General features: G+C 65.8%; 21 protein-coding genes and 1 pseudogene. 11 read left to right on the top strand and 11 right to left on the bottom strand.

The annotated features are described in order from the left end of the window. The 4 genes and pseudogenes from AC1DXV_RS14475 to AC1DXV_RS14460 form a co-directional block, all read right to left on the bottom strand. The coding region (locus AC1DXV_RS14475; RefSeq protein WP_477934167.1) for a PAS domain-containing protein at positions 1–1412 on the bottom strand (1412 nt) is incomplete at its 3' end. Next, positions 1409–1837, bottom strand: a complete 429-nt coding sequence (locus AC1DXV_RS14470; RefSeq protein ID WP_477867496.1) for a response regulator — start codon at positions 1835–1837, stop codon at positions 1409–1411. The genes AC1DXV_RS14470 and AC1DXV_RS14475, both read right to left, overlap by 4 nt. Then, a complete protein-coding gene (locus tag AC1DXV_RS14465; RefSeq protein ID WP_477934165.1) occupies positions 1834–2229 on the bottom strand; it encodes a sensor histidine kinase in 396 nt (131 codons plus the stop codon). Before AC1DXV_RS14465 ends, AC1DXV_RS14470 begins: the two co-directional genes overlap by 4 nt. A gap of 119 nt (positions 2230–2348) precedes the next feature. Next, a pseudogene (locus AC1DXV_RS14460) lies at positions 2349–3521 on the bottom strand (PAS domain-containing protein); the annotation flags it as partial. A gap of 282 nt (positions 3522–3803) precedes the next feature. On the opposite strand from AC1DXV_RS14460, the gene AC1DXV_RS14455 reads away from it, so the two are divergent. Further along, the gene (locus AC1DXV_RS14455) at positions 3804–6086 is read left to right on the top strand and encodes a nitric-oxide reductase large subunit (RefSeq protein WP_477934163.1); all 2283 of its coding nucleotides are present in this window, start codon (positions 3804–3806) and stop codon (positions 6084–6086) included. A 7-nt stretch (positions 6087–6093) separates the two neighbouring features. Here the strand turns inward: AC1DXV_RS14455 and AC1DXV_RS14450 are convergent, their stop codons facing one another. The 3 genes from AC1DXV_RS14450 to AC1DXV_RS14440 all read right to left on the bottom strand — a co-directional run bounded on the left by AC1DXV_RS14450 (position 6094) and on the right by AC1DXV_RS14440 (position 9804). Beyond that, a complete protein-coding gene (locus AC1DXV_RS14450; RefSeq protein WP_477934161.1) occupies positions 6094–6369 on the bottom strand; it encodes a hypothetical protein in 276 nt (91 codons plus the stop codon). Positions 6370–6533: 164 nt separating this feature from the next. Then, complete coding sequence (locus AC1DXV_RS14445) at positions 6534–7349, bottom strand: iron-containing redox enzyme family protein (protein WP_477934159.1); 816 nt, start codon at positions 7347–7349, stop codon at positions 6534–6536. Between the two features lie 139 nt (positions 7350–7488). Then, on the bottom strand, positions 7489–9804 hold the full coding sequence (locus AC1DXV_RS14440) for an ATP-binding response regulator (protein WP_477934157.1): 2316 nt from the start codon (positions 9802–9804) through the stop codon (positions 7489–7491). A 106-nt stretch (positions 9805–9910) separates the two neighbouring features. Here AC1DXV_RS14440 and AC1DXV_RS14435 point away from each other — a divergent pair, with 106 nt between their 5' ends. From AC1DXV_RS14435 to AC1DXV_RS14400, 8 genes are all read left to right on the top strand, one after another. Further along, on the top strand, positions 9911–10075 hold the full coding sequence (locus AC1DXV_RS14435) for a hypothetical protein (protein ID WP_477869180.1): 165 nt from the start codon (positions 9911–9913) through the stop codon (positions 10073–10075). Positions 10076–10158: 83 nt separating this feature from the next. Continuing rightward, positions 10159–10791, top strand: a complete 633-nt coding sequence (locus AC1DXV_RS14430; protein ID WP_477869182.1) for a DUF1003 domain-containing protein — start codon at positions 10159–10161, stop codon at positions 10789–10791. A gap of 17 nt (positions 10792–10808) precedes the next feature. Next, on the top strand, positions 10809–13202 hold the full coding sequence (locus AC1DXV_RS14425; protein ID WP_477934155.1) for a phosphoketolase family protein: 2394 nt from the start codon (positions 10809–10811) through the stop codon (positions 13200–13202). Between the two features lie 4 nt (positions 13203–13206). Beyond that, positions 13207–14139, top strand: coding sequence for a carbamate kinase (locus AC1DXV_RS14420; RefSeq protein ID WP_477869188.1), 933 nt, complete (start codon positions 13207–13209; stop codon positions 14137–14139). Beyond that, positions 14132–14269: a hypothetical protein gene (locus AC1DXV_RS14415; RefSeq protein WP_477934153.1), complete on the top strand. Its 138-nt coding sequence runs from the start codon at positions 14132–14134 to the stop codon at positions 14267–14269. The genes AC1DXV_RS14420 and AC1DXV_RS14415 overlap by 8 nt, the downstream gene beginning before the upstream one ends. A gap of 91 nt (positions 14270–14360) precedes the next feature. Continuing rightward, a complete protein-coding gene (locus tag AC1DXV_RS14410) occupies positions 14361–14855 on the top strand; it encodes a hypothetical protein (protein ID WP_477934151.1) in 495 nt (164 codons plus the stop codon). Then, the gene (locus AC1DXV_RS14405; RefSeq protein ID WP_477873530.1) at positions 14852–16369 is read left to right on the top strand and encodes an ATPase domain-containing protein; all 1518 of its coding nucleotides are present in this window, start codon (positions 14852–14854) and stop codon (positions 16367–16369) included. Before AC1DXV_RS14410 ends, AC1DXV_RS14405 begins: the two co-directional genes overlap by 4 nt. Before the next feature lie 24 nt (positions 16370–16393). Then, the gene (locus tag AC1DXV_RS14400; protein ID WP_477934149.1) at positions 16394–18010 is read left to right on the top strand and encodes a sensor histidine kinase; all 1617 of its coding nucleotides are present in this window, start codon (positions 16394–16396) and stop codon (positions 18008–18010) included. Between the two features lies 1 nt (position 18011). Here the strand turns inward: AC1DXV_RS14400 and AC1DXV_RS14395 are convergent, their stop codons facing one another. Beyond that, a complete protein-coding gene (locus tag AC1DXV_RS14395) occupies positions 18012–18482 on the bottom strand; it encodes a hypothetical protein (RefSeq protein ID WP_477871315.1) in 471 nt (156 codons plus the stop codon). 263 nt (positions 18483–18745) lie between these two features. Between AC1DXV_RS14395 and AC1DXV_RS14390 the strand changes: the two genes are divergently transcribed. Further along, positions 18746–19465, top strand: coding sequence for a Crp/Fnr family transcriptional regulator (locus AC1DXV_RS14390; protein ID WP_477871317.1), 720 nt, complete (start codon positions 18746–18748; stop codon positions 19463–19465). 540 nt (positions 19466–20005) lie between these two features. Here AC1DXV_RS14390 and AC1DXV_RS14385 read toward each other — a convergent pair. The 3 genes from AC1DXV_RS14385 to AC1DXV_RS14375 are packed head-to-tail and all read right to left on the bottom strand — an operon-like array spanning position 20006 to position 21878. After that, positions 20006–20809 carry a tetratricopeptide repeat protein gene (locus AC1DXV_RS14385; RefSeq protein ID WP_477934147.1) on the bottom strand — a complete coding sequence of 268 codons (804 nt, stop codon included), beginning with the start codon at positions 20807–20809 and terminating at the stop codon, positions 20006–20008. Positions 20810–20818: 9 nt separating this feature from the next. After that, complete coding sequence (locus tag AC1DXV_RS14380) at positions 20819–21346, bottom strand: GNAT family N-acetyltransferase (RefSeq protein ID WP_477934145.1); 528 nt, start codon at positions 21344–21346, stop codon at positions 20819–20821. Beyond that, positions 21336–21878, bottom strand: coding sequence for a GNAT family N-acetyltransferase (locus tag AC1DXV_RS14375; protein WP_477934143.1), 543 nt, complete (start codon positions 21876–21878; stop codon positions 21336–21338). Before AC1DXV_RS14375 ends, AC1DXV_RS14380 begins: the two co-directional genes overlap by 11 nt. Positions 21879–22512: 634 nt before the next feature. On the opposite strand from AC1DXV_RS14375, the gene AC1DXV_RS14370 reads away from it, so the two are divergent. Next, positions 22513–24855 carry a beta propeller repeat protein gene (locus AC1DXV_RS14370; protein ID WP_477934141.1) on the top strand — a complete coding sequence of 781 codons (2343 nt, stop codon included), beginning with the start codon at positions 22513–22515 and terminating at the stop codon, positions 24853–24855. Positions 24856–25068: the final 213 nt, after the last annotated feature.

The following is a 25068-nucleotide window of genomic DNA, read 5'->3' as shown; positions in this document are numbered from 1 at the left end:
GACAGGTCGAGATCATCGCKAGCGCCCGTCGGCAGCGCGTCTTCCAGCGCCAGCCGGCTGAGTCCGACGATCGCATTCATCGGAGTGCGGATCTCGTGGCTCATGTTGGCCAGGAAGGCGCTCTTGGTACGGGCGGCATCCTCGGCCAGATCGCGCGCTGCAACCAGCGCTTCCAGCGCCTTGCCCTGCTCGGTGACATCATCGGCGAACAGCAGCAGGTGAGGTTGGCCCTCGCGCAGGATGCGCGCCAGCCTGCAATCCAGGCGCACGGACGCGGCATCGTCACTCAGCTCGCCGGCCAGATCGAGTTCGCAGCGTCGCGTCTGGCCGTCCTCCATCGTGGCCCGGGCCGGAGCAACCATCAGCGGCGCCCGCTGTGCCAACCAGGCCCACAGCCCCACGGTCTTGAGCCGCTGCGCGTCGGCGCCGAGCGCGCTGTCCAGTGCGCGGTTGGACATTGCGCAGTGCCCGTCGATGCGGTACACCCCGCAGCCGACCGGATCGTTGTCGATCACCGCTTCGGCGAAGTGAGCCGATTCTTCGGCACGCGACTGGGCCTGCCGGATCGCGCTGATCTCGGTCGCAGTGGCGTAGAAGCCGCGCACCGCGCCGGCGTCATCGAGGTCGGGCCGCAGATTGAACTGAAGGTGACGCGCCACGCCGTTGGCAGTGGCGAACTCGCGCTCGAACGTCTGCACCCGGCCCTGCAGCACCGCATGGATGCGGTCCTCGTTTCGCGCGAAGTGCAGCGGCCCGATCACGTCGCGCAGATGCATTCCTGGGAGGGTTCGCGGGTTGAGCCCCAGCCAGCTTCGATGCGCCCGGTTGCCGAAACGGTTGCACAGCTTGGCGTCCCAGTAGCCGATGACGCTGGGCGTGTGATCCAGGATCGCACGCAGGTCCCGTTCTCGCTCGACGATCTGTATGGCCTGAACGTCGACGCGTTGCTGCAGCTGCGTCTGCAGGACTTCGATCTCCTGCAGCATTTGCTGGTGCTCCAGCGCACGGTGGATGGCGCTCGTCAGAACTTCGGTGCTGAGCTGGAATTTGGACAGGTAGTCGACCGCTCCGTTGCGCAGAACCTGCACCGCCAGCGCCTCGTTGCCGGCACCGGTGACCATGATGATCGGGCAGTCGCGCAGCGACTCGCGGTGCAGGGCAGGCAGCAGTTCCGCGCCGCTGGCGCTGCCGAGCTGGTTGTCCAGCATCACGCAGTCGAATTCATGTTCGCGCACCATGCGCAGCGCCTCGGTACCGGTTGCCGCCTCCATCGTCTGCAGGTTCAGGTTCGATCGCGTCAACAGGCGCAGCACGCGCTCGCGGTCGACRTCGTCGTCGTCAATGACGAGCAAGTGGATCGACAGACGTTGGGCCATGCTCGCCGACGAGCCCCGGGTCGCGGCAGCATTCATGGCAAGCGCACCGCCAGCCGATAGGACTGCAGCAGCTGCGCCAGTTTGGCGAACTGCGGGCCGACCGAAGCCTTCACCATGTAGCCGGCGACATTCTCGTGATAGGCGCGCATGCGGTCGGCATCAGTGTCCGAGGTGGTGAGTACGAAGACCACCTCGTCGCGCAGTAGCGGGTCGGCACGCACGTGCTGCAGGAATTCGAAGCCGTTCATGCGCGGCATGTTCAGATCCAGCAGCACGACCCGAGGTCGCTCCGCGCAGCGTTCGGGATCGGCACCGCGGAGCACACGCAGCGCCATCTCGCCATCCTGTGCCCACACCACGGGAGCACTGACACCGCTGCGATTGAGGCCGCGCATCACCGATTCGGCAGCCACGTCGTCGTCCTCGACCAGCACGATGGTGAGGTTGAGTTTTTCAGTCATGGGTTTCCACTCAGGTGTGAATCACGGCCGGCAGACTCGGGAATCATGGGCCACCAGAAGCGGAAGCAGGCGCCGCGTCCCGACGCGACCGGAGAGATCAACTCGATGCGACCGCCGTGCACCTCGATCAGCCGTTTGGTCAATGCCAGGCCGATGCCGCTGTTGCCGCGCTCGGTGATGTGCAGCGTCTGGAACAGCTTGAAGATGCGCTCGCATGCCTGCGGCGGGACGCCGGGACCATCGTCGACAACGCTGATCTCGCAGTAGTAGCCATCGCGCCGCGCCTCCACACGCAGGCGTCCGTCGACGCCGTCATGGTGCTTGATCGCGTTGCCGAGCAGGTTGCGCAGTGCTGTTTCCAAGGGTGCGGCGATGGCCTGGAAGGGCTGCACGCCGATGGCCAGCTCGACCCGGAAGGCGGGTGGCAACGGCTGGATCTCGAGGATGCCCGCACCATCTCGTTCAGGTCGACGAGCGAGCGCTGCGTCGCGGCGTGGCCGGCATGCGCATAGCTCAGCAAGTCGTCGATCAGGCGTTCCATGCGCACGATGCGCTGGCCGACCCGGCCCAGGTTGCGCTTCACATCGCCCGGCGGATCGGTGCCCAGGTCTTCCGTGATCCACTCGACCAGGTCGGCGATGCCGCGCAAGGGCGACCGCAAATCATGCGAGGCGACGTAGGTGAACTCCTGCAAGTCGGCGTTGGCGCGACGCGTTTCGACTTCCTGGTGATGACGGTGCCGCTCGACTTCATCGGCCAGCCGTTTGCGCACGGTATTGTCGGTGCCGATCAGCAGATAGCCGATGATCCTTTCCGCGGCATCGCGCAAGGCCGTCACCGAGACGACCGCCGGAAATTGCGTGCCGTCCTTGCGGATGTAGGTCAGTTCATAGATGTCCTCGATGCCGCGAGATGCCTTGAACACCAGCGCCTCGAATCCAGGCGCAATGTTCGTCGAATACTCGTTGCTCAAGGTCTTGGCACGCGCTATCAATTCGCCTGGATCGGAAATATCGGCAGGCGTGACCTTGTCCATCACGTCGACAGCCGAATAGCCCAGCATCCGCTCTGCGCCGACGTTGAATATCTGGATCACGCCCTTCGCATCGGTGGCAATCTTCGAAAAATTGACACTGTTGAAGATCGCCTTCTCCAAGGCCCCGGCTTTGACCAGCGCGGCCTCAGCCAGCTTGCGGGCCGTGTTGTCGGTGCCGATCAGGAGATAGCCGATGATGCCTTCCTGTGGGTCACGCAACGCGGTGACCGACACCACCGCGGGCAGGCGGGTGCCGTCCTTGCAAAGGTACGTCAACTCATAGATGTCTTCGATGCCGCGCGAAGCCTTGAACACCAGTGCCTCGAACCCAGGCGCAATGGAAATCCCGAGCTCGGCGCTCAGCGTTTCTGCGCGCACGATCAGTTCCTGAGGATCGGAGATGTCGGCTGGCGTGATCTTGTTCGTCACGTCGATGGCGGCGTAGCCCAGCATCCGAGCTGCGCCTACGTTGAAGATCTGGATGACCCCTTTCGCATCGGTCGCAATGCTCGAGAAATTAGCACTGTTGAGAATCGCGTTCTGCAGCGCGCCGGTGCTGAGCAACCTCTCTTGACGGCGCACTTCCGCGATGTATCCGACAGATGCAGTCGCGTCGACATTGCGGAAGTCTGGAAGGTGCGTGGCCATGACTCGGCTCGCTGGCTGCAAAGCGTTCGCGAATCGCGCGTTCGATGGTGCAAGGCACCAATTACGCTTATACGCTCATCGTGGGAGGTACAACATTTCGCCGGACGATGGCAGCCAACTCGTCGAAGTCGCAATGTGCGCTGTCGCACAGCCGGCGCCCTCCCGACTTGAAGACGATCGCAAAGCGCGGCGGGCTTCGGCTTCCTCGTGCGGCCGGATGCTTGGGGATCCACGACATCCGGTCGCGGCCGCCAGCGCATGTCCACCCAGGGAGATCGTTCCATGTCGACTACCGGTAGGCTGTGGTTGGGGCTTTGCACCCTGCTCATCGTCGGCTTCGGCGTGCTGCTCTGGATGGGCACCGAGATCCACCGCCAGGCACCGCCAATGCCGCAAGCCGTTGTCACCGAGCGTGGCGACATCGTCTACACGCGCACCGACATCGAGCTCGGCCGCCAGGTGTGGCAAAGCATCGGCGGCCAGCAACTCGGCTCGATCTGGGGCCATGGTGCGCTGGTGGCACCGGACTGGTCAGCGGATTGGTTGCACCGCGAAGCCACGGCGTGGTTCGATCTGCGCGCGCGTGCCACAAACAACATGGCCTACGCAGATCTGGGCCCCGGCGAGCAAGCCCGCGTGCAAGCCGAGTTGCGCCCGTTGATTCGGCGCAATACGTTCGACGCCGCCAGCGGCCACATCGTCGTTCCGGCCGAACGCGCGCAGGCGATCACGCGGGTCGCGTCGCACTACTCGAGCCTGTTCTCGAACGATCCAGCCACCCATGCGCTGCGCGAAGGCTATGCGATGCGAGAGGACACGGTGCCCGATGCGCAACACCGCCGCGCGCTCGGCGCGTTCTTCTTCTGGACCAGCTGGGCGGCGGTCACCGAGCGTCCTGGCGAGGCGATGAGCTACACGCAGAACTGGCCCTACGAGCCGCTGGTCGGCAACACGCCAACCGCGCCGACCTTCATCTGGACCGTGTTCAGCGTGCTGTTCATGCTCGCCGGCATCGCCCTTCTGGCCTGGCACAACGCGGTCTGGCATCACAAGGACAAGGTCGAGGCGCTCGCTGCGCCGAAGCAAGACCCGCTGAGCGGGCTGGTGCCGACGCCGTCGATGAAGGCCACGGCCAAGTACTTCTGGCTCGTGGTCGCCATGTTCCTCCTGCAGATCCTGCTCGGCGCCACCACGGCGCACTACCAGGTCGAAGGTCAGAACGCCTATGGCATCGCGCTGTCCGAGGTGCTGCCCTACGCGCTGACGCGCAGCTGGCACACACAGCTGGCGGTGCTGTGGATCGCTGTCGCGTGGCTCGCGACGGGCCTGTACATCGGCCCGGCGATCTCGGGGCACGAACCGAAGTACCAGCGCCTGGGTGTCAACCTGCTGTTCGCCTGCCTGGTCGTCATCGTCGTCGGCGCGTTCACCGGGCAGTGGTTCGCCGTGATGCAGAAGCTGGGCCTGGCCAACAACTTCTGGTTCGGCCACCAAGGCTGGGAATACGTCGACATCGGCCGCTTCTGGCAATGGTTCCTGTTCATCGGCCTGTTGCTGTGGCTGGTGCTGGTAGGCCGCGCGCTGTGGCCGGCGCTCGTGCGCAAGGACGAAATGTCGTCGATCGTCGGCTTGCTGTTCCTTTCCACCGTCGCCATCGGGCTGCTGTTCGGCGCCGGGTTGATGTGGGGCGAGCACACCCATCTGTCGATGGTCGAGTACTGGCGCTGGTGGGTCGTGCACCTCTGGGTCGAGGGCTTCTTCGAGGTCTTCGCGATCGCCGTCATCAGCTTCCTGTTCGTCAAGCTCGGGCTGGTGCGCGGAAAGACGGCGACGGTCAACGTGCTCTTCGCCACCATCGTCTTCATGTCGGGCGGCATCCTCGGCACCTTCCACCACTTGTACTTCGCGGGCACCACCACGGCGGTGGTTGCGCTCGGCGCCAGCATCTCGGCGCTGGAAGTGGTGCCGCTGGCGCTGATCGGCCTGGAGGCCTACGAGACCTGGCGCCATGGCCAGGCCACGCCGTGGATGCAGCGCTACCGCTGGCCGATCCTGTTCTTCCTGGCCGTCAGCTTCTGGAACCTGGTCGGCGCGGGCCTGTTCGGCTTTCTCATCAACACGCCGCTGGCGCTGTACTACATGCAGGGCCTGAACCTGACCGCGCTGCACGGCCACACGGCGCTGTTCGGCGTCTACGGCATGCTGGGCATCGGGCTGATGCTGTTCTGCCTGCGTGGGCTCAAGCCCGAGGTGCAGTGGAACAACGGGACGCTGGCTGGCGCATTCTGGGGACTGAGCATCGGCTTGGCGCTGATGGCCCTGCTGACCTTGCTGCCACTGGGCGTGCTGCAATTGCAGGCTGCGCTGGAGAACGGCTACTGGTATGCGCGTTCAGCCGAATTCATGGGCAAGCCCATCGTCCATTTGCTGGTATGGATGCGCGTGCCCGGCGACACGGTGTTCAGCGTCGGCGCCTTGCTGATCGCCTGGTTCGTATTCCGCCTGTGGGTGGCGCCGCGACGCGAGACGATTCCGCTGGGCGAGGTCGTCGTCGGGCGCGCTTGAGAAAAGGTCAAGCGCGATGCACCAGCGCAGAGAATGGCGTCGGATGCGGATATGCAGGCTGCGAGTCGCCTCGCACCTCGTGGACCACGACTCGCAGCGCCGCGAGGAGATCGTCGTCAGCCAACACAATGCCGACGGCGGTGAGCGGCGGCAACAGACCCAGCGYCTTGTGCAGTATCGATGCCACTCGTCCGCCTTGAACCGATGTGCAACTCTCGAGCGCGGCATAGATCCGCGCGAAGTCCACGCACCACTCCTGATTCACAACGCCGTTGTCGATCACGACAACCTCGTTTGAAGGCGTCAAGGTGACTCGTCCCCTCTCGGCTTGCATCGCAGACTCCCGACGTGACCCATTGGCTTGAGCCGTTCAGGAACTGTAGGCCGCCCGCTGGATGCCTTCGGTACGCCAGCGCACATTGCGGGCCGATGGGCGCTGACTTCCTTCTACGCAGCATTGAGTGCATCGAAGGCACCCAATGTCGATGCGTTGGAAGCCGTTTCGTCGAAACCGCCGCGCGCCGCTGCCATCATCGCACTGTCGAGCGACATCTCCATGTAGCGGTAGCTCGACCGGACCGCACGCCGCACGGCGGCCACATCCGCACTCGACGGCGCGTGGCCGAGCAATGTCGCAACAATGTCCAGCGCCTCCCAGGGATGCGTGTCGTCGTACTCGGCATGGACCTTCAGCCATCGCATCGCTGGAACGCGAATGTCGTCCGGGAGCGATTTTGCGTAGGTGTCCTTCGAGCAAACCACGCACGACCACTCACCCGTCGCGCCTTCGACTGCATAGTTCGTCGCGGCCATCGCGACCGCAAGACTCGCCTTGTCGCAGACATACCAGCACCAGTGAGCCAAGGCCTCGAGTTCTTCTGCATCATCCCCGGATCGCAGGTCGTCGAGCGTCAACCCTGCTGCTCCAGCCCAGGTGGCCCAATGCTCGGAGTGCTTCTGTTCGACGCGAATGTTCTGAATCAGATAGCGCCGCGCCATGTCCTCGCCCACGCTGTCGCCATAACCCATCTTTTTCAGGTTCATCGCCATGAACCTGGGGAATTGTTCAATGGTCGGCCATACGCCCATCAAGAAGCGCCGCATCGCCGGCAGCGGCAACTTGGCCTCTCTCATGAGGGCGAAGAGCTCGTGCTCGACCACGCGACGCTTGTGCGGCGTCGATTCATGAACGACGCGCTGCAGCCAGACCGGATAGCTGCCGATGTTCTTCAAGTTACCTGTTCGACGAAACTCGGTAGACATGGCATCTCCAACGGTTGTGTTCCGAATTGGCGCATGAATCGTGCCTGTAAGCTCGTCGACGGCCCATGGTGTATGGCACGGTTACACGACTTGCCTGGTCGCGCAAGCGCCGGCGCTGCTCTGCGATCGCGACGGGGCGCTATGCGCAGGCTTCGTCGCTGTGCTTGTCCAGCATCGCGAGCAGTTCCTGGAGGACGATCGGCTTTGTCATGTAGCTCTCGAACCCGCAGCCAAGCGCGGTCCTGATCTGTTCCGGAAGTGYGTCGGCCGAAAGTGCCACCAGGTGGATATCGCGAGTGGACCGATCCCGCTGCAGTTCCTTGGCGAGCTGGATTCCCGTCATGTCACCAAGGTTCATGTCGACGAGCATCAGATCTGGGGCGTCGAGCCGTGCCATCTCGAGCGCGCGCTCGCCGTTGGTCGCGACGCGAAGCGACACGCCGCGCCGCAATGTGACGATCTGGCGTACCAGTTCGGCGTTCACCTCGTTGTCCTCTGCGTAGAGCACCCGCAGGGAGCGCCCGTTGATGCCAGGGGTTCTGTGGCTCTGCGGGAGATCCGCACGGACGATCTGCGTTTCTGACAGCGGCAGGGACAAGATCGCACACGTCCCTTCGCCACAGACGCTGCTGATGACGAGCGTGCCTCCCATCATCTCGGTGAGTTGCCTCGACAGAACGAGCCCGATACCGGTCCCCTCCACGGTGGACGATTCAGCCCCCAGGCGGTTGAACGGCTCGAAGAGGCTCGCGAGTCGATCGGCAGCGATCCCGTGCCCTGTGTCGATGATTCTCACGACGCAGTCGGCACCGCAGACCTCCCAGGTCAGCGTGATGCGACCACCCGGCTTGTTGTATTTGACGGCGTTGCTCAGCAAATTGACGAGCACCTGCCGAAGGCGAACCGGGTCCGCCTTGACTTCGATGTCCTTCGCGCAAGCGGCCGCCACGATGCTTGCCTCGGCATCGCTGTGCCCGCTGACGACGGCGGCGGACAGGAAGATCTGGATACCGGCTGCTGTCACCAGGGGCGACACCATCGCGGCGGCTTCCTCGACCACCTGAAGCAGTCGCACGGCCTCAGTCGAAACCGCCATCCCCCCGGATTCGATTCGTGAGAGATCGAGCACATCGTTGACGAGTGCCAGAAGGTGGGCGCCGGAATTCTCGATGTATTGAACGCGTTCGAGCTGGCCGACGGAAAGCGGCCTGGAGGCGTCCATCCGGAGCAGCCTGGAGAAACCGATGACCGCGTTCAGCGGCGTGCGCAACTCGTGGCTCATGCGTGAGAGGAACTCGGTCTTCGCTCGGTTGGAGGCCTCCGATGCTTCGCGAGCGCGTCTCTCGGTGTCTGCCGACCGCCTCGCCGTCACGTCTCGCAATACGATCGTCGTCAGCGCTGAACGCTCGGTTTCCAGTCGCGAGAGTGACGCCTCAGCCGGGAACCCGGCGCCCTCCTCACGCGCTCCCTCGAGTTCCAGAAGGGCCTCGGAAGTCGTCGGCACCAAGGGGACGGCCGCCCCGTCAGGCAGTCTCATGAACCGGTCGACCGATGTCCCCAACGCCTCGGCAGCGCTCACGCTGAAGAGTCTCTCCGCGGCACGATTGAAGAGGACCACCGTTCGCTGGTCGTCCACCGTCACGACGCCGTYGGTCACCGCATCGATCAGTCGTTCCATGCGGAGCTCGGCCGCCGCCTGGAGGCGAGCGCTCCGGCGTATGAAGATGAGACCAGAGACTGTCAGCAAGAAGGCGAAGAAGACATTGAGACCCAACAGCAGCCGTTGGGTTGTTCTGGAAGCTTCGCCCAGCTGGAGCGAGAACGCGTTGGTAAGCCGAGTGAGCTGTTCGTTCAGCTCCGGGGCCCTCCGGCGCATCTCGTCGACCTCTGCGGACTGAGGGGCACCAGCAAGGATTCGCTCCCGCGCACGGTCGACCAGGCGGCGCATGTCTTCGATCGTCTGATCGCCCTGCGTCCAGGTGGCGATGGGTGTGGACATGAAAGAAGCGTGCTGGAACAAGCGAAACATGCGGATGAGGCCGTCGATATCGTCTGGATGATTGCCGCCATCCAGAAACCCGCGCCTCGCGGCGGCGATGTCCGGCTCCGTTCGTTGCAGCGCCTCGCGTGCGGCGCGATCGCCAAGCGGATTCGCGAGCGCCGATACGAACTGTTGGTAGTCCGCCTCCCGGTGCTGTTCGGCGTAGCTCAGCAGGTAGATCTGCGCATCCTTCTGCCCCTTGGAATAGAGGCTCTCCCCCGCGACGTAGGCTCGAACCGTGGAAAGCATCTGGATGCTGAACGCCGCCACCGACGCCTGCAGGATGATCATCGTGACGAAGACGGCGATGATGGGCCAGTGGCGTGGCATGCGCGCCGTACGTGCAGCGCTCGGTGCCGACGTCCCGTTCATGCGCAGCGCGCCGATGGATTCGCCGAGCAGCGGACGCTGCAACCAACCTGCTGGATGTCGAGCATGAGACTGACCCCCTGGGCCTGGCACTGACTGCCCCAGGCCACATCGCGTCTTCACAAAGCTTGTCGCGCATGTCGGATGAGCGATGAGCAGCGATGTGCGCTCATGGCCGTCCGCGCTGACCAACGATCCGAAGCATTGTGAGGCCGAGGACTGCCGCACCCCACGCTTCTTCGAACTCATGGCGAGCTGTGTGCCCTGGCAGACAGACGACGATGGCGAGACGTGCGACGGTCCACCCGTCGGCTGAGACGGCATGCACTCGCAGCTCACCGCGATGATCGAGGGCTTCACCGAAAGCCAGGGCATAGAGACGGGCAACTGCGAGATCCGATGAAACCGGCATTGCCAAGGCGCGCTGAATCGAAGCACGGCTCCCGGTCGCGCAGCCGGCGGCCGACCGTCTCTCGAGACGCCGATGCGATCGCCACCGAACTGCTCGGCGCGCCGTACGTCTCGCTGGATGCACGGACGCAGAAGGTGGCGCGCCACGTGGCGCAGCGCGCGCATATCGCGCGACAGGCGACAGACGACGCCGATCCGGCGCCTGGCCGTTCGGCACGTGCGGCCGACGCAGTGGCGCGATTTGGCGGCTCGTGGGTGTTCATCGGCCTGTTCGGACTGACGATGGTCGTGTGGGTCGGGCTCAACGCCTGGCTGCTGGCACAGCAAGGCAGCACCTTCGATCCCTACCCCTACATCCTGCTGAATCTCTTCCTGTCCATGCTGGCGGCCATCCAGGCGCCGGTCATCCTGATGTCGCAGAACCGCCAGGCGGAGAAAGACCGCTCGCATGCGGAGCACGACTACGAAGTGAATCTGAAGGCCGAGCTGGAAATCATGCTGCTCCACGACAAGCTCGACCTGCTGCGCGAAGACCAATGGCGCGAACTGCTCGACGTGCAGTCGGAGCAGCTTCGGTTGCTGCAGCATCTGGTCAATCCCGACGCCACCCGCCCGGAATGAAGCATCAAGGGAATCCCATGCCACTCGACCTCATCGGCCGTCCGACCGCCGGACCAGACACCGACTTCCACCTGCTGGACGCCTGGTGGCGTGCCGCCAACTACCTGTCGGTCGGGCAGGTCTACCTGATGGACAACCCGCTGCTGCGCGAGCCGCTGCAGTTGTCGCACATCAAGCCGCGCCTGCTCGGCCACTGGGGCACGACACCGGGACTGAACTTCGTCTATGCGCACATGAACCGCGTGATCACTGCGCGCGCGCTCGATGCCCTCTTCATCGCCGGCCCCGGACACGGCGGGCCGGGCGTGGTGGCGAACACCTACCTGGAGGGCCGCTACAGCGAGGTCTATCCGCACGTGAGTTGCGACGCGGCCGGCCTGAAGCGGCTCTTCACGCAGTTCTCTTTTCCGGGCGGCATCCCGAGCCACGTGGCCCCCGAAACGCCGGGCTCGATCCACGAGGGCGGCGAGCTGGGCTACTCGCTGTTGCACGCCTACGGCGCGGTGTTCGACAACCCCGCGCTGCTTGCTTGCTGCGTTGTCGGTGACGGCGAGGCCGAGACGGGCGCGCTGGCCGCCAGCTGGCATTCGAACAAGTTCCTGAACCCGGCGCGCGACGGCGCGGTGCTGCCGGTGCTGCACCTGAACGGCTACAAGATCGCCGGCCCGACGCTGCTCGCGCGCATCGGCGACGACGAACTGGCGCAGCTGCTGCGCGGCTGCGGGCACGAGCCGCTGTTCGTGGCGGGCGACGACCCGATGACGATGCACCGGCTGATGGCCGACGCGCTCGACACCGCGCTCGACCGCATCCGCGCGATCCAGGCCGAGGCGCGCGCGGGGGGCTTTCGCCACCGACCGCGCTGGYCGATGATCGTGCTGCGCTCGCCCAAGGGCTGGACCGGGCCGAAGCGCGTCGACGGCGTGCCGATCGAGGGCACGTTCCGCGCGCACCAGGTGCCGCTGACCGACTTCGCCACCAAGCCGGCCCACGTCGCGCTGCTGGAAGACTGGCTGCGCAGCTACCGGCCGCAGGAGCTGTTCGACGAGCATGGCGCACTGCGCGCCGAGATCGCTGCCATCGCGCCGCGCGGCGCGCAGCGCATGAGCGCGAACCCGCATGCGAACGGCGGCCTGCTGCTGAAGGACCTGGCTTTGCCGGACTTTCGCGACTACGCCGTCACGGTGCCGGCCCCCGGCGCCGTCACCGCCGAGGCAACGCGGGTCAGCGGCCAGTTCCTGCGCGACGTGATGCGCCTGAACGCCGCCGATCGCAACTTCCGGGTGATGGGGCCGGACGAGACCCAGTCGAACCGGCTGGGCGCCTTGTTCGAGGTGACCGATCGCATGAGCAGCGCACAGATCGTCGACGGCGACGAACACGTGGGCGCCGACGGGCGCGTGATGGAAGTGCTCAGCGAGCACCTGTGCCAGGGCTGGCTGGAGGGCTACCTGCTGACCGGGCGGCACGGCATCTTCTCCTGCTACGAGGCCTTCATCCACATCGTCGGTTCGATGTTCAACCAGCATGCCAAGTGGCTGAAGGTGACGCGCGGCATCCCTTGGCGGCGCCCGATCGCCTCGCTGAACTACCTGCTGACCAGCCACGTCTGGCGCCAGGACCACAACGGCTTCAGCCACCAGGACCCAGGCTTCATCGACCACGTCGTCAACAAGAAGGCCGAGGTGGTGCGCGTCTACCTGCCGCCGGATGCGAACACGCTGCTGTCGGTGGTCGACCACTGCCTGCGCAGCCGCAACTACGTCAACGTGATCGTCGCCGGCAAGCAGCCCGAACTGCAATGGCTGGACATGGACGCAGCCGCGCGCCACTGCACCCAGGGCGCCGGCATCTGGACCTGGGCCGGCAACGATGCCGGCGTGGCGCCCGACGTGGTCATGGCCTGCGCCGGCGACGTGCCCACGCTGGAGACAATGGCGGCGGTGGACCTGTTGCGCCGCGTGCTGCCCGAGCTCAAGGTGCGGGTGGTCAACGTGGTCGACCTGATGGTGCTGCAATCGCCGTCGGAGCATCCGCATGGCATGGCCGATGCGGCGTTCGATTCGATCTTCGGCACCGATGCGCCGGTGATCTTCGCCTTCCATGGCTACCCGTGGCTGGTCCACCGGCTGGTCTATCGGCGCCGCAGCCACGGCAACTTCCACGTGCACGGCTACCAGGAAGAAGGAACGACGACCACGCCCTTCGACATGACGGTGCTGAACCGGCTGGACCGCTTCCACCTGGCGGCCGATGCGATCGACCGCGTGCCGCGCGTGCACGAGCGTGCCGGCCACGCACAACAGCACCTGCGCGACCGGCTGCTGGAACACCGGGCCCATGTGAACCGCCACGGCATCGACATGCCGGAGATCGCCGACTGGCGCTGGGAGCCACGCCATGTCGCTTGAAGGCATGAAGATCGTCATCGCGCTGGGCGGCAATGCCCTGCTGCGCCGCGGCGAGCCACCGACCGGCGCGAACCAGCTCGCCAACATCCGGCGCGCCGCCGCGCAGATCGCGCTGGTGGCCGAGGGAGCACGCCTGGTGCTCACACATGGCAACGGCCCGCAGATCGGCCTGCTGGCGCTGCAGGCGGCGCAGGCCGGCAACGAGCCGCACCCGCTCGACGTGCTGGGCGCGCAGACCGACGGCATGATCGGCTACCTGCTGGAGCAGGAACTGGCCAACCTGCTGCCCTCGCGCGTGCTGGCCACCTTGTTGACGCGCATCCAGGTGAGCCTGGCCGACCCTGCCTTCGCCGCGCCGAGCAAGCCGATCGGGCCGATGTACGACGCAGCGCAGGCCCGGCGCATCGGCAAGGACCACGGGTGGACGATGGCAGCCGACGGCCCGGGATTCCGGCGCGTGGTGGCCTCGCCGGCACCGGTGCGGGTGCTGGGACTGCAACCCATCGAGTGGCTGCTGGCCCAGGGCGTGTTGGTGATCGCGGCCGGCGGCGGCGGCATCCCAGTGGCAGCCGAAAGTGACTGCTACCGGCTGCATGGCGTGGATGCGGTGATCGACAAGGATGCGTGCAGCAGCCTGCTGGCACGTGAACTGCACGCCGACCTGCTGGTGATCGCCACCGATGTCGAGGCGGTGTACCTCGATCACGGGAAGCCAACGCAGCGCGCGCTCGGGCGCGTCACGCCGTCGGACCTGCAGCAGTCGGATTTCGCCGCCGGCTCGATGGGCCCCAAAGTGGCCGCCGCCTGCGACTTCGTGAACGCGACCGGGCGCCGCGCGGCCATCGGCTCGCTGGAGCACATCGTCGCCATGGTGCACGGCACGGCCGGCACGCAGGTGCGCGCCGACGCTCTGCCGAAGGAGCCTCGCCATGGCTGACAGGCACCTGCTGCTGGCCGCAGCCGTGTTGCTGCCGATGGACGCCGAAGTCAGCTGGCACCTGCCTGCCGGCCCCAGGACCTACTGGCGCGGCACGGTGACACACCTGACCTGCGAGTTCGCGACCTGAGTCGCGATCAGCCGTACCGCCCSGCAGCGGGGGTCGTCGGTGCGCCAGCGCACCGACGCCGTGCCCGATGCAGCCCAGTCTCGCGTCTGCAATGCAAGCCGACGACACCTCCGATGCCCCAGCGCCCGCCTCGCCCAACGGCGCCCAGCGGCCACGCCACCCGGCTCGCGCGCCGCCAACCCAGGTCCAGGCCTCCCAGAACGGCCGATCCGACCGTGCAACGCCCACGCGCGCCGACACCTCGCAGGTGGCAGCCGCGGCGCACGAGGTCTGGCTATGTGTCGATGGCGCGCTGTCGCCGGTCATCGGCGTGCGCGGCGTGGCGGCCCTCTACAAGCGCAGCCTGCACCTGGCGCGCGCCCGCCACCCCTGGCTCGACGCAGCGACAGACGGCACGCCCGAAAGCCTGCGCGAGACGCTGTCCTGGCAAAGCACGGATTCCGCAGCCGCCGCCCATGCCGACGTTCTGCAAACCTTCTGCGATCTGCTGAACCAGCTGATCGGCAGCACCCTCACCGATCGCCTGCTCGCTCCCGTCCGGGAGCTCGCTGCCAGCGGCCATGCCGCACAGGACCCCTCTCCATGACCACCGGCAAAGCAAGCATCCATCGCATGGCCACCGGCGTTCCGGGGCTTGACGAGGTGCTGGGAGGCGGCCTGCCCGAGTTCTCGTTCAACCTGATCGCCGGCCCACCCGGCTGCGGCAAGACGACGCTCGCACACCAGATCATGTTCGCGCTCGCGACGCCCGAGCGCCCGGCGCTCTACTTCACCGTGCTGGGCGAGCCGCCGCTCAAGATGCTGCGCTACCAGCAGCAGTTCGACTTCTTCGACCTCGGCAAGCTGAACAGCTCGATCCGCTTCGTGAACCTGGCGGACGACGTGGTCGGCGGCGACCTCCAGGCCGTGCTGGCACGCATCGTCGCCGAGGTGGAGGCGCGCGGGCCGGGTCTGGTGTTCGTCGACTCCTTCCGCTCGGTGATGATGGCCAGCCACGGCGAGCAAGGCAGCTTCGTGAACCTGCAACACTTCGTCCAGAACCTGGGCGTGCTGATGACGAGCTGGCAGGCCACCACCTTCCTGATCGGCGAGTACTTCACCGCGGTCGATCCGAACCCCGTGTTCACCGTGGCTGACGGCCTGATCTGGCTGCGCCAGAGCACCGAGCGCAACTCGATGGTGCGCAAGATGGAAATCACCAAGATGCGCGGTCAGCCGACTCTGCCCGGCCTGCACACCTTCCGCATCAGTGCCGCCGGACTGCAGGTGTTTGCGCCGCCGCCGCAGGCCCGCATCGAGCCGGCGAGCCCGGCGATCGCCTCGAATGGCGCGGCAGCGTCATCGGCCGCACCGCCGCAGCGGCTGTCGATGGGCATCGCCACGCTCGACACGATGCTGGGCGGTGGCCTGCCGCGCGGCTACTCGCTGCTGGTGGCCGGGCCATCGGGCTCCGGCAAGAGCATCCTCGCCGCGACCTTCCTGGCCGAAGGCGTGCGCCACGGCGAGACTGGCGTGATTGCCGCCTTCGAGCAGCGCTCAGCGACGTCGCGCGGCCAGGTCATCGCAGAGTTGCTGCGCGGTGGCCACGTCTCCATGGTCGATGCGCAGTCCTCGGACGTCTCGGTCGACGAGGTCGCGATGCTGCTGATCGCCGAGATCCGGCGCCTGAAGGCAAGCCGCGTGGTCATCGATTCTCTGTCGGGCTTCGAGTTGGCGCTCGCGCCAACCTTCCGGGCCGACTTCCGCGAGTCGCTATCGCGCATGGTATGGGCGCTGGCCGCCACCGGCGTCACCGTTCTGATGACCTCGGAGCTCGAGGACCGCTACAGCGAACTGAGTTTCAGCCCGTATGGCACCGCATTCCTCACCGACGCGATCATCGTGCAACGCTACATCGAACTCGACAGCCGGCTCCAGCGCGCGATGGCGGTCGTCAAGGTCCGCGCAAGCGCCCATTCGGACGAGTTGCGGCTGTTCCATATCGACGCCGACGGCATCCGCATCGGGGCCCGGCTGAGCGATACCGAAGGCCTGTTGAGCGGCCATGCACGCGGCATGGCGCGACGCGATGGCATCGGCGCAGGCGCGCGCGATGGCTGACGCCCCACCCCGGATCGCAGGGCCATGAGCCGCGGAGCCGAGCGCCGCAAGATTGCCGTCGCACAACAGGTCGTCGCGCAGATCAACGCGCAGGCAGATGCAGCGCGTGCGCAGTTGTTCGACATGCAAGAGGCGCTGGCGCGGCTGCAGGAAGAGCCCGGCCTCGCGCTGCTGCACGTGCTGCTCGAAGCGAATGAACAGCTGGTGCTCGCGGCCATGCACGCCGAGGGCCTGGCCGAGGCCGCGGCCACCGATCTGGGCGAGCTGTCGCAGCAGGCGCAACGCGATGCGCTCACCGGCGTGCCCAATCGCACGCTGCTGATGGATCGCCTCGAAGGGGCCATTGCGCAGGCGCGCCGACGCACTGCGCTCTTGGCAGTGCTGTTCCTCGACATCGATCACTTCAAGCCGATCAATGACCAACTCGGCCACGCCGTCGGCGACGACGTGCTGACGCTGGTGGCACGCCGGCTGGAATCGGTGGTGCGCGAATCGGACACCGTGAGTCGCTATGGCGGCGACGAGTTCGTCCTGCTGCTGCCCGAGCTGGGGCAGTCCAACGACGCGGCACTGATCGCCGGCAAGCTGCTGACTGCGCTGGCAGAACCGGCCGAAGTGGGCGGGCGGTGCCTGAACGTGTCGGCCAGCGTCGGCATCGCACTGTGGCCGGACGATGCCGCCAACGGGCCTGCGTTGATCTCGTTGGCCGATGCAGCGATGTACCGCGCGAAGCGGAGCGGTGGCGCGCGCTTCGTGTTCCATCGTCAAGCTGACGCCGCTGAGTCGCAAGCGGACGCCCCGTCCCTGCAGCCGCAGCCGCAGCCGCCGAACCTGGTCGACGTGAACGAGCAGTTGGTGATTTCGGCGCTCGCCGCGCAGGACGCGTTGGTGCGGTCAAGCGAAGCGCAACGACGCCAGGTCCAGCGCTTCGCGGTGGTGGCGCACGAGCTGCGCAATCCGCTGGCGCCGATCCACAATGCTGCGGCGTTGATGCTCGGTGCACGCACGAACGAGGCGGCCCTCATCCGGCTGCAGGGCGTCATCACACGCCAGGTGACCCACCTGGCGCGGCTGGTGGACGATCTGCTCGACGGCTCGCGCGCCGGCACCGGCAAGTTCCACCTCGACCCCGCCGCCGTCGAGATGGTGGCCCTGCTGGCCGGCGTGGCCGAGTCCTTCCGCCCCTCCTTGGTGGCACGCCAGCAAAAGCTGCAGCTTGCATTGCCGGCAGCCCCGGTCGAAGTGGAAGGCGATGCGCTGCGCTTGGCGCAGGTGATCGGCAACCTGCTGGACAACGCCTCGAAGTACACGCCGTCCGGCGGTGAGATCCTGTTGTCACTGGCCGCGCACGGCGAGACCGCCGTCGTGACGGTGCTGGACAACGGCGCCGGCATGTCGTCGCGGACACTGCCGCACGTGTTCGACCTGTTCACGCAGGCGGACGACCTGGCACCGCTTCGGCGCGGTGGGATGGGGATCGGACTGGCGGTGGTGCGCGAGTTGGTGCAGGCACATGGCGGCAACGTCGAAGCGCACAGCGACGGGCTCGGACGTGGCAGCCGCTTCGCGGTGAGGCTGCCGCTGCGGACCGACGCAACGGCGGAAGCGAACGCGATGGCCGCCGTTGCGGCGGCGCAGTGATTCAGCCGGGATGGTCCTGCCCGTCCGAGCCATGCGCCAGCGTCGCGAAGTGCACCGCGTCGCTGAGATGGTGGTAGTCGAAGCCAGCGAACGAATAGACACCGTCCTTGCATGAGATCGCAAGCGCCGCCATGGTGCTGCGCTCCGCGTCGCTGGGCGTGTCGATGCCCGGGTGCGCGCTCTCGCGCTGGCGCACCTGATCGGCCTCGCGCGCACAGACCAACCGCGCGTAGTTGACCGCGTCGCCCAGGTGGACGTAGCGGAAGCCATTGCACTTGTAGTGGTTGCCGTCGTAGCGAATCGCGAACTGCGCCATCAGACGCGTGCGTTCGGACGGTTCGGCTTCGCCCGGGCGTTCGTCCAGGGGCTCGTCCGGGTCCGCGCGGTGGTCGAGGTGCCCGCCCTCGGCGATGAAGGCGTTCTCGGCGGCCGCGTAGCTGCTGTAGCCCCGTTCGGGAAGTCGCTTGGGCATGGTGCCTCCTGGATGCGGCGGACCGCGTCGCGCTTGAAGTGGATCGAGTCACTGCAGCCTGCACGGCGGCGGCCGGGACGTCGGTGCGATGGCGCGCATAGCGCGTGCGGGATGCGCGCCACGGTCCGTGCTTATACTGCCCGAGGCGACGTGTGCGCCCGAGTGGCTCGGGCGTCCTCGATCCGGTTGCAGCTTGACCCGCCAACACCTGCCCTGCCCGCCACCCCGGCGGGCGCGCGGATCGAACCGAAGCGGAGCAGCGGATGGATGCAGCAGGCGACCCCCGACTGAACCAGTTGCTCGCGGCGTTGCCTGAGGCCGCGTGGGCACGCTGGCAGCCCCAGCTGGAATCCGTCGAAATGCCGCTGGGCAAGGTGCTCTACGAACCCGGCAGCCGCCTGAGCCACGTCTACTTCCCCACCACCGCCATCGTCTCGCTGCTGTACGTGCTGGAGAACGGCGCCTCGGCCGAGATCGCGATCGTCGGGCCGGAGGGCCTGGTCGGCGTCTCGCTCTTCATGGGCGGGGGCTCGACGCCCAGCCATGCGGTGGTGCAGAGCTCGGGGCTCGGCTACCGGCTGAACGCGAACTTGATGCTGCAGGAGTTCAACCGAGCCGGCCCGGTGCTGCACCTGCTGCTGCGCTACACGCAAGCGCTGATCACGCAGATGGCACAGACGGCGGTGTGCAACCGCCACCATTCGCTGGACCAGCAGCTGTGCCGCTGGCTGCTGCTCAGCCTGGACCGGCTGAAGTCCAATGACCTGGTGATGACACAGGAGCTGATCGCCAACATGCTGGGCGTGCGGCGCGAAGGCGTCACCGAGGCCGCGGGGCACCTGCAGGCGGACGGACTGATCCGCTACCGGCGCGGCCGCATCACGGTGATCGACCGCCCGCGCCTGGAGCAGCGCACCTGCGAGTGCTATGCGGTGGTCAAGCGCGAATACGAACGCCTGCTGCCGGCGACGCTGGCAAGCTGATGCGCGCCTGGCGGCTCAGAATCCAACGAATCGCGAACAGTCGAAGACCGCTCCGATCCGCCGCGAATCACTCCCACTCGATGATCAATCCGTACGCCGCCTCCCTCTGTACAGAGGTGACCAGCACCTCGCGAAAGCAGGGAATGCCGTCGCGCGTACCGTCATTGCGGGATACCGATTCGACAGGGTAGCGGCAAGTGCCAAGAGCATGGGCAGCGAAGGGCTGCTCCGCAGCGGCTGCGGTCTGTCGCCTGGATCTATCGACCGCCCGCTTGCTGCCTCGATGCGGGCACTGCAGGGCGCCGGAGGTAGCCAAGAGATCGGTCGAGTTTCGCGGCAGAAGGGACACATCGTCAATGCGCCGTGCCCCAATCGAGGCGAGGTCCGGTTGAACGTCCGCTGTGCGGGCACGCGAACTGGAACTCTCGACCCAAAGCGGAAGTTGGGTCAGGCTAAGCGGGGCTCCAGAAAGCGGCCGCTCAACGATTGGCCTGAGAACCGATGACCGGCTTGCCGAGCAACTTCCTCGCGGTGGAAGGGTTAGCCGTTTTTTCGTAGAGTGCGTACCTGTTCCAAGAACTTCGTAAATGTCGCTCGTTGTTCGGGGAAGCGGCTCTGACCTTCTTGAAAGATTGCCTCAGCGGCTTTGAACTCTCCAAGTTTCATCAGGCACTCCCCTTTGGAGAAAAATGCGGCCATACCATTCGGGTTGACTCTCAGAGATTGCTCGAAGTCTCGCAAGGCTTCTCGATTCTTCCCTAGCTCCATGTACGTGAATGCGCGGTTGTCGATCGCTTCGTAGAACAAAGGGAACAGGTCGATTGCCTCGCTGTACTCTGCGATTGCCTCTTCTCTCTTTCCCTGGTCACCAAGTGCATATGCCCGCTTGTAATGCTCATTGGCTTTGCGAACGATCTCTTTGGAATCTTGACCTGTGAAGGAGATGTAGCGAGGAAAGTCAGTCAGCTTGAGGTACTCGATAAAGCCCACGAGCTCTTCTTTGGAGGGAGCTTGATTTCCAATTCGCYCCCACCCCTGACTAAAACTTCTTGCGTCTATAGGTGCATGCCAAGCCAAGACCGAGGCCTTTCGAAGCGATTCAACGGTTGGCTTGGATGAGGTCGATTTGAATGTCAGGCAGTGAGCTGCTGCTGACCCGTCGGGCCATGCATCAACCGCCAGGACCTTGATGGCCGACCAGCCGTTCGTGTCCTTCTGAACGATGAGATCACCAGTCTTCAAAGAGAGCTTCTCCTTTGTACTCGGATCGTCATGCGCCTGAGCGGAAGAAATGCCCAGCGCGGAAAGGATGACGGCGCAAAGTGTGGCGATGGTTCGAAGCATGGTTGTCGTTCAACGTTGGACGTGAAAAGCCTGGACATCATTCTTTGCGAGCAAGTAGGTTGGTGCTCCCCATACTGAGGGAAGCTCAGCGCGAAGAATGAAGCCAAGACGCTCATACAAGCGCCGAGCTTCGGGCATGAGTTCGCTCGTTTGAAGAAGGAGCTCCGAAGCGCCCGAGGTTCTGGCCATCGACAGGCACTCTGCCATCAGGGACCGCGCGGCTCCCTTGCGCGCGCAGGCGGGAACGACGCCCAGTAGCTGAATGTGGGCTACGTTGCCCTGATACAGAGGATGGCTCGTGCTGCCGGGCGCGAAGAACGCCACAGCGCCGACAAGCTCAGCTTGCTGTTCGGCGAGCAGCCAAACGCCGAGACTCGCGTACCGTGCCACCGCTCCAGGCAGATTCCCTGCAAAGCTCGCAGCGTCATTGCTCGACATACGTTGCATAACCGGTTCGTACGCGACGGCCAGCATGTCGCCGATGCGTTCGGTATCGGCAGCGCTGGCTTGGCGGGCATGAATGTTGTCAAGACGCACGCTGCACCTCACCGGGAATGGCGGCATACAGCCAGTAGTCGGTAGGTGTGCCTCGCACGAGCCTGAAATTCCGAACAAGGCCTTCCCGCTGGAAGCCGCATCGTTCCAGAACACGTTGCGATCGAACGTTTGGCAAGACAGTAGTGGCCTGGATTCTGTGCCACCCCTTAACTTCGAAGGCCCAAAGAGCAGCGGCCCGGCATGCAGCCGTCGCGATGCCTTGCCCCCAATGGTCAGGTGCCACATCGTATGTGACCTCTGCTGTGCCAAACGTGGCAGAGATGGTGTGGAAGCCGACGGTGGCAATGATTTCCTCACTCCGCTCCTGGAGAAGCACGTAGCGCAGAGGTGTGTTGGGCTCACCAGCCAGCGTGCGGCGAATCTCGGCTCGGACGTCGTCCACAGTTTCAGCTGTGGAACTCGTGTACCGCTTCACCTCCGGCAGGCACGCATACCTGGCCCAAGAGTCCGCGTCTTCGAGCCGAACTGGACGCACAGAAAAGCCTGGAATCAGTGGCGGTCGCGTGAGCATGGGTTTCGTCCGGCCCAACGTGGTCGGGCGGAAGTAGCATCCCGATATCGTACTTGGCTCAAGCCACGAGACATCTCCAGAAAGCGGACCCCGGCGAACTTCTGCTTCTGGCCGACAGGGTATGTTCGCGACATCGCCTGCAACCTGCCGGTCGCCGGCTGGGTCTTCACCGCTGGACGACCACTTCCAGGGCGAGGGACGGAGGGGCCCAATCGGCCCGATAGTGACCTTCACGGATGGACGAGGACGCCGGCGTCCTCAGCGGAGTCGGCTGTTCCGCCACCGTAGACCTGCAAGTTGGGCCGCCAGACGCGCTCGATCTCGGGCGCCGGGGCCTCGTCGCGTCGACTGTGCGCGCAGCGCCTGCGAGGGTCACCGAGACGCCCGCGACGTTTTGGGTCTGGACCCGAGCGCCGGACCAGTCGCTGTTCGATGTCAATCGAATCGGTCTGAATTTGCATCCTGTTGCATGGCGTCTCGCTGCGCCAACGCCCCTGCGCGGCATCCGTCGACTCCGCAAGTTTCGTCAGTTTTCCTGACATCGCGACTCACACACTGGCGCCGAAATCGAGGGCGCAGCATGTCGAATGCGATGGGCGCGCCGCACCAACGTTGACGCAACAGGATCTTCACGATGAGCATGCCGAGCCAACGCCCCAACCGCGCCACTGCGACAAGCGCACTGCTGTGCGCCATGGTGCTGTCTGCCTGCGGCGGAGGCCATGACTCGGACACCGCGGCGGCACCGGTTGGGTCCGCACCCGCACCCGCACCCGCACCTGCGCCTGCCCAGGCCACCACCTGGAAGAGCGTGAAGTTCGGCGGCGGCGGCTACGTTAGCGGCCTCGTCTTCCATCCGACCACCGCCAATCTGCTGTACGCGCGCACCGACGTCGGTGGTGCCTATCGCTGGAACCAGGGCACGTCGTCCTGGACGCCCATCACCGACGGCCCGGGCTTCGGCGGAGGCGAGGAACGGTTCCACGGCATCGAAAGCATCGCCGTCGATCCGAACAACGACCAGCTCGTCTACCTGGCCGCCGGCATGTACACGTCCGGGGGCAACGGCCGCCTGTACATCTCCAGCGACCGCGGTGACCGCTGGACCTACGTCGCCCTGCCCTTCCCCCTGGGCGGCAACAACCCCGGCCGGGCCATGGGCGAACGCCTGATGGTCGACCCCAACAAGCCGTCGACGATGTTCTACGGCTCGCGCACGGCTGGCCTGTGGAAGAGCGCCGACTCGGGCCTCACCTGGGCCCAGGTCACGTCGCTGTCGAGCGCCAAGTTGACCCAGGACCAGGTCAATGTCTTGGGCATGAACAGCGCGATGGGCGTCGAGACGGTCGTCTACGACACCGGCACCAAGGGCAGCGGGTCAGCCACGCAGACGATCTACGCGCCCATCGCGCCGGACTACGTCCAGACAGCAGGCCTGGCCTCGAACCTGTACAAGTCCAGCAACGGCGGCGCCTCGTGGACCCCGGTCTCGGTCCCGATCTCCGGCTATCACATCCCGCACATGGTGCGCGCCGCAGACGGCATGTTCTATGTGGCCTTCACCAAGGAGACCGGCCCGGGCGCCGGTGGTCCCGCCCGTCTCTACAAGTTCGACGGCAGCAACTGGACCTTGCTCGACAGCAACGACTCCGCAGGCTACGGCGGCGTGTCCGTCTCCGGCACCGGCTCGACCACGCGCATCGCGCTGGGTGTGACCAACACCTGGGGCAGCTTCAGCGGCCAGCAAATCATCCGGCTGTCCGACGATGCCGGCCGCAACTGGCGCGAGATCGCTGCCACCATGCCGCATACGCCGGCCGATGCGCCCTTCTGGGGCTGGCCCGACGACATCGAGATCGATCCTGCCAACCGGGATCACATCCTGTACGGACATGGCGGCGGCGTCTGGGAAACCCGCAACGCGTCCTCGGCCACGCCGAGCTGGAACGAGCTGAACGACGGCATCGAGGAGACTGCCGTCCTGGGCCTGGCCACGCCGCCGGCCGGCGCCACGTACCCCGTGATCAACAGTACGGGCGACATCGGCACCTGGGTGCACACCAACCTCGCGACCAAGCCGACGCTGACGCCGGCCACCAGCTGGAGCAACGGCTTTGCCGCCGACATGGCGTGGTCGGACCCGCAGTACATGGCCACCATCGGCGTCGTCCTGGGCAACAGCACCAGCTACGGCGTGTGGTCCGGCGACGGCGGCAAGACCTGGGCGAAGTTCGCCACCTACCCGCCGGGCGCCGCGGACAACAAGGGTGGGGAAGCGAGCATCGCGGTCACCGCGCGCAACAGGGCGGTCTGGGCGCCGGGCTACTCGGTGCCGACCTACACCACGGACAACGGCGCCACCTGGGTGCCGACCAATCTGCCGGCGATCAACAGCATCTTCCCCCGCGCCTACCACCTGGTCGCAGATCGCAAGAACCCAAACAAGGTCTATGCCTACGATTCCGGCGCCCATTGGTGGGGCACGCCGGGCAAGGTCTACGTGTCGACGGATGGCGGCCACACGTTCACGCTGAGCCAGGGCTCGGTGGCCGCGGGGCTGGCCCCCGGCTACTTCTCGAACAATTCGCTCGCGGTCAACCCCAACTCCGAGGGCGACCTTTGGCTGGCCGACGGCAACGCCGTGTACCGTTCGGTGGATTCGGGAGCGACCTGGACGAAGCTGAGCCAGTTTGCGTCGATCCTGGGCAGCAACCCGTGGCCCGACGTGCAGGGCGCCACCCTGGTGGCATTGGGCAAGGCCAAGCCCGGCGCTGCGTACTCGGCAGCGGTCTACGTGGTGGGCGCGGCGAAGGGCGTGTGGGGGGTGTACCGCTCCGACGACGCCGGCGTGACCTGGACTCGCTTCAACGACGACGCTCACCAGTTCGGCGGCATGGGCGTCATGGCGGCCGACCAGAACGTCTATGGCCGGATCTACGTCAGCGGCACCGGCAGGGGCTTGCTGTACAGCAATTGAATCCCGTCCACTTCATCCCTGCATCGCTCATGAATCTGCCCTTACGAAATGACCGCTCACATGTTCAACACCGCCAACTTCGCCCGCGCGCTGCTCCTGTTGACCTCCGCCGTACTCATCTCTTGCAGCGATGAGCAAAACGCGAGCGAGGATTTGGCGGAAAGCGGCGGCTCCGCGGGAGGCGGAGGCTCACAGCAGGTTCGTGCCATGAAG

This window comes from Rhizobacter sp. P3_C12 (genome assembly GCF_056402735.1).
Note: the sequence above shows the minus strand (reverse complement) of the source record. Positions and strands in the feature narration are given on the sequence as shown.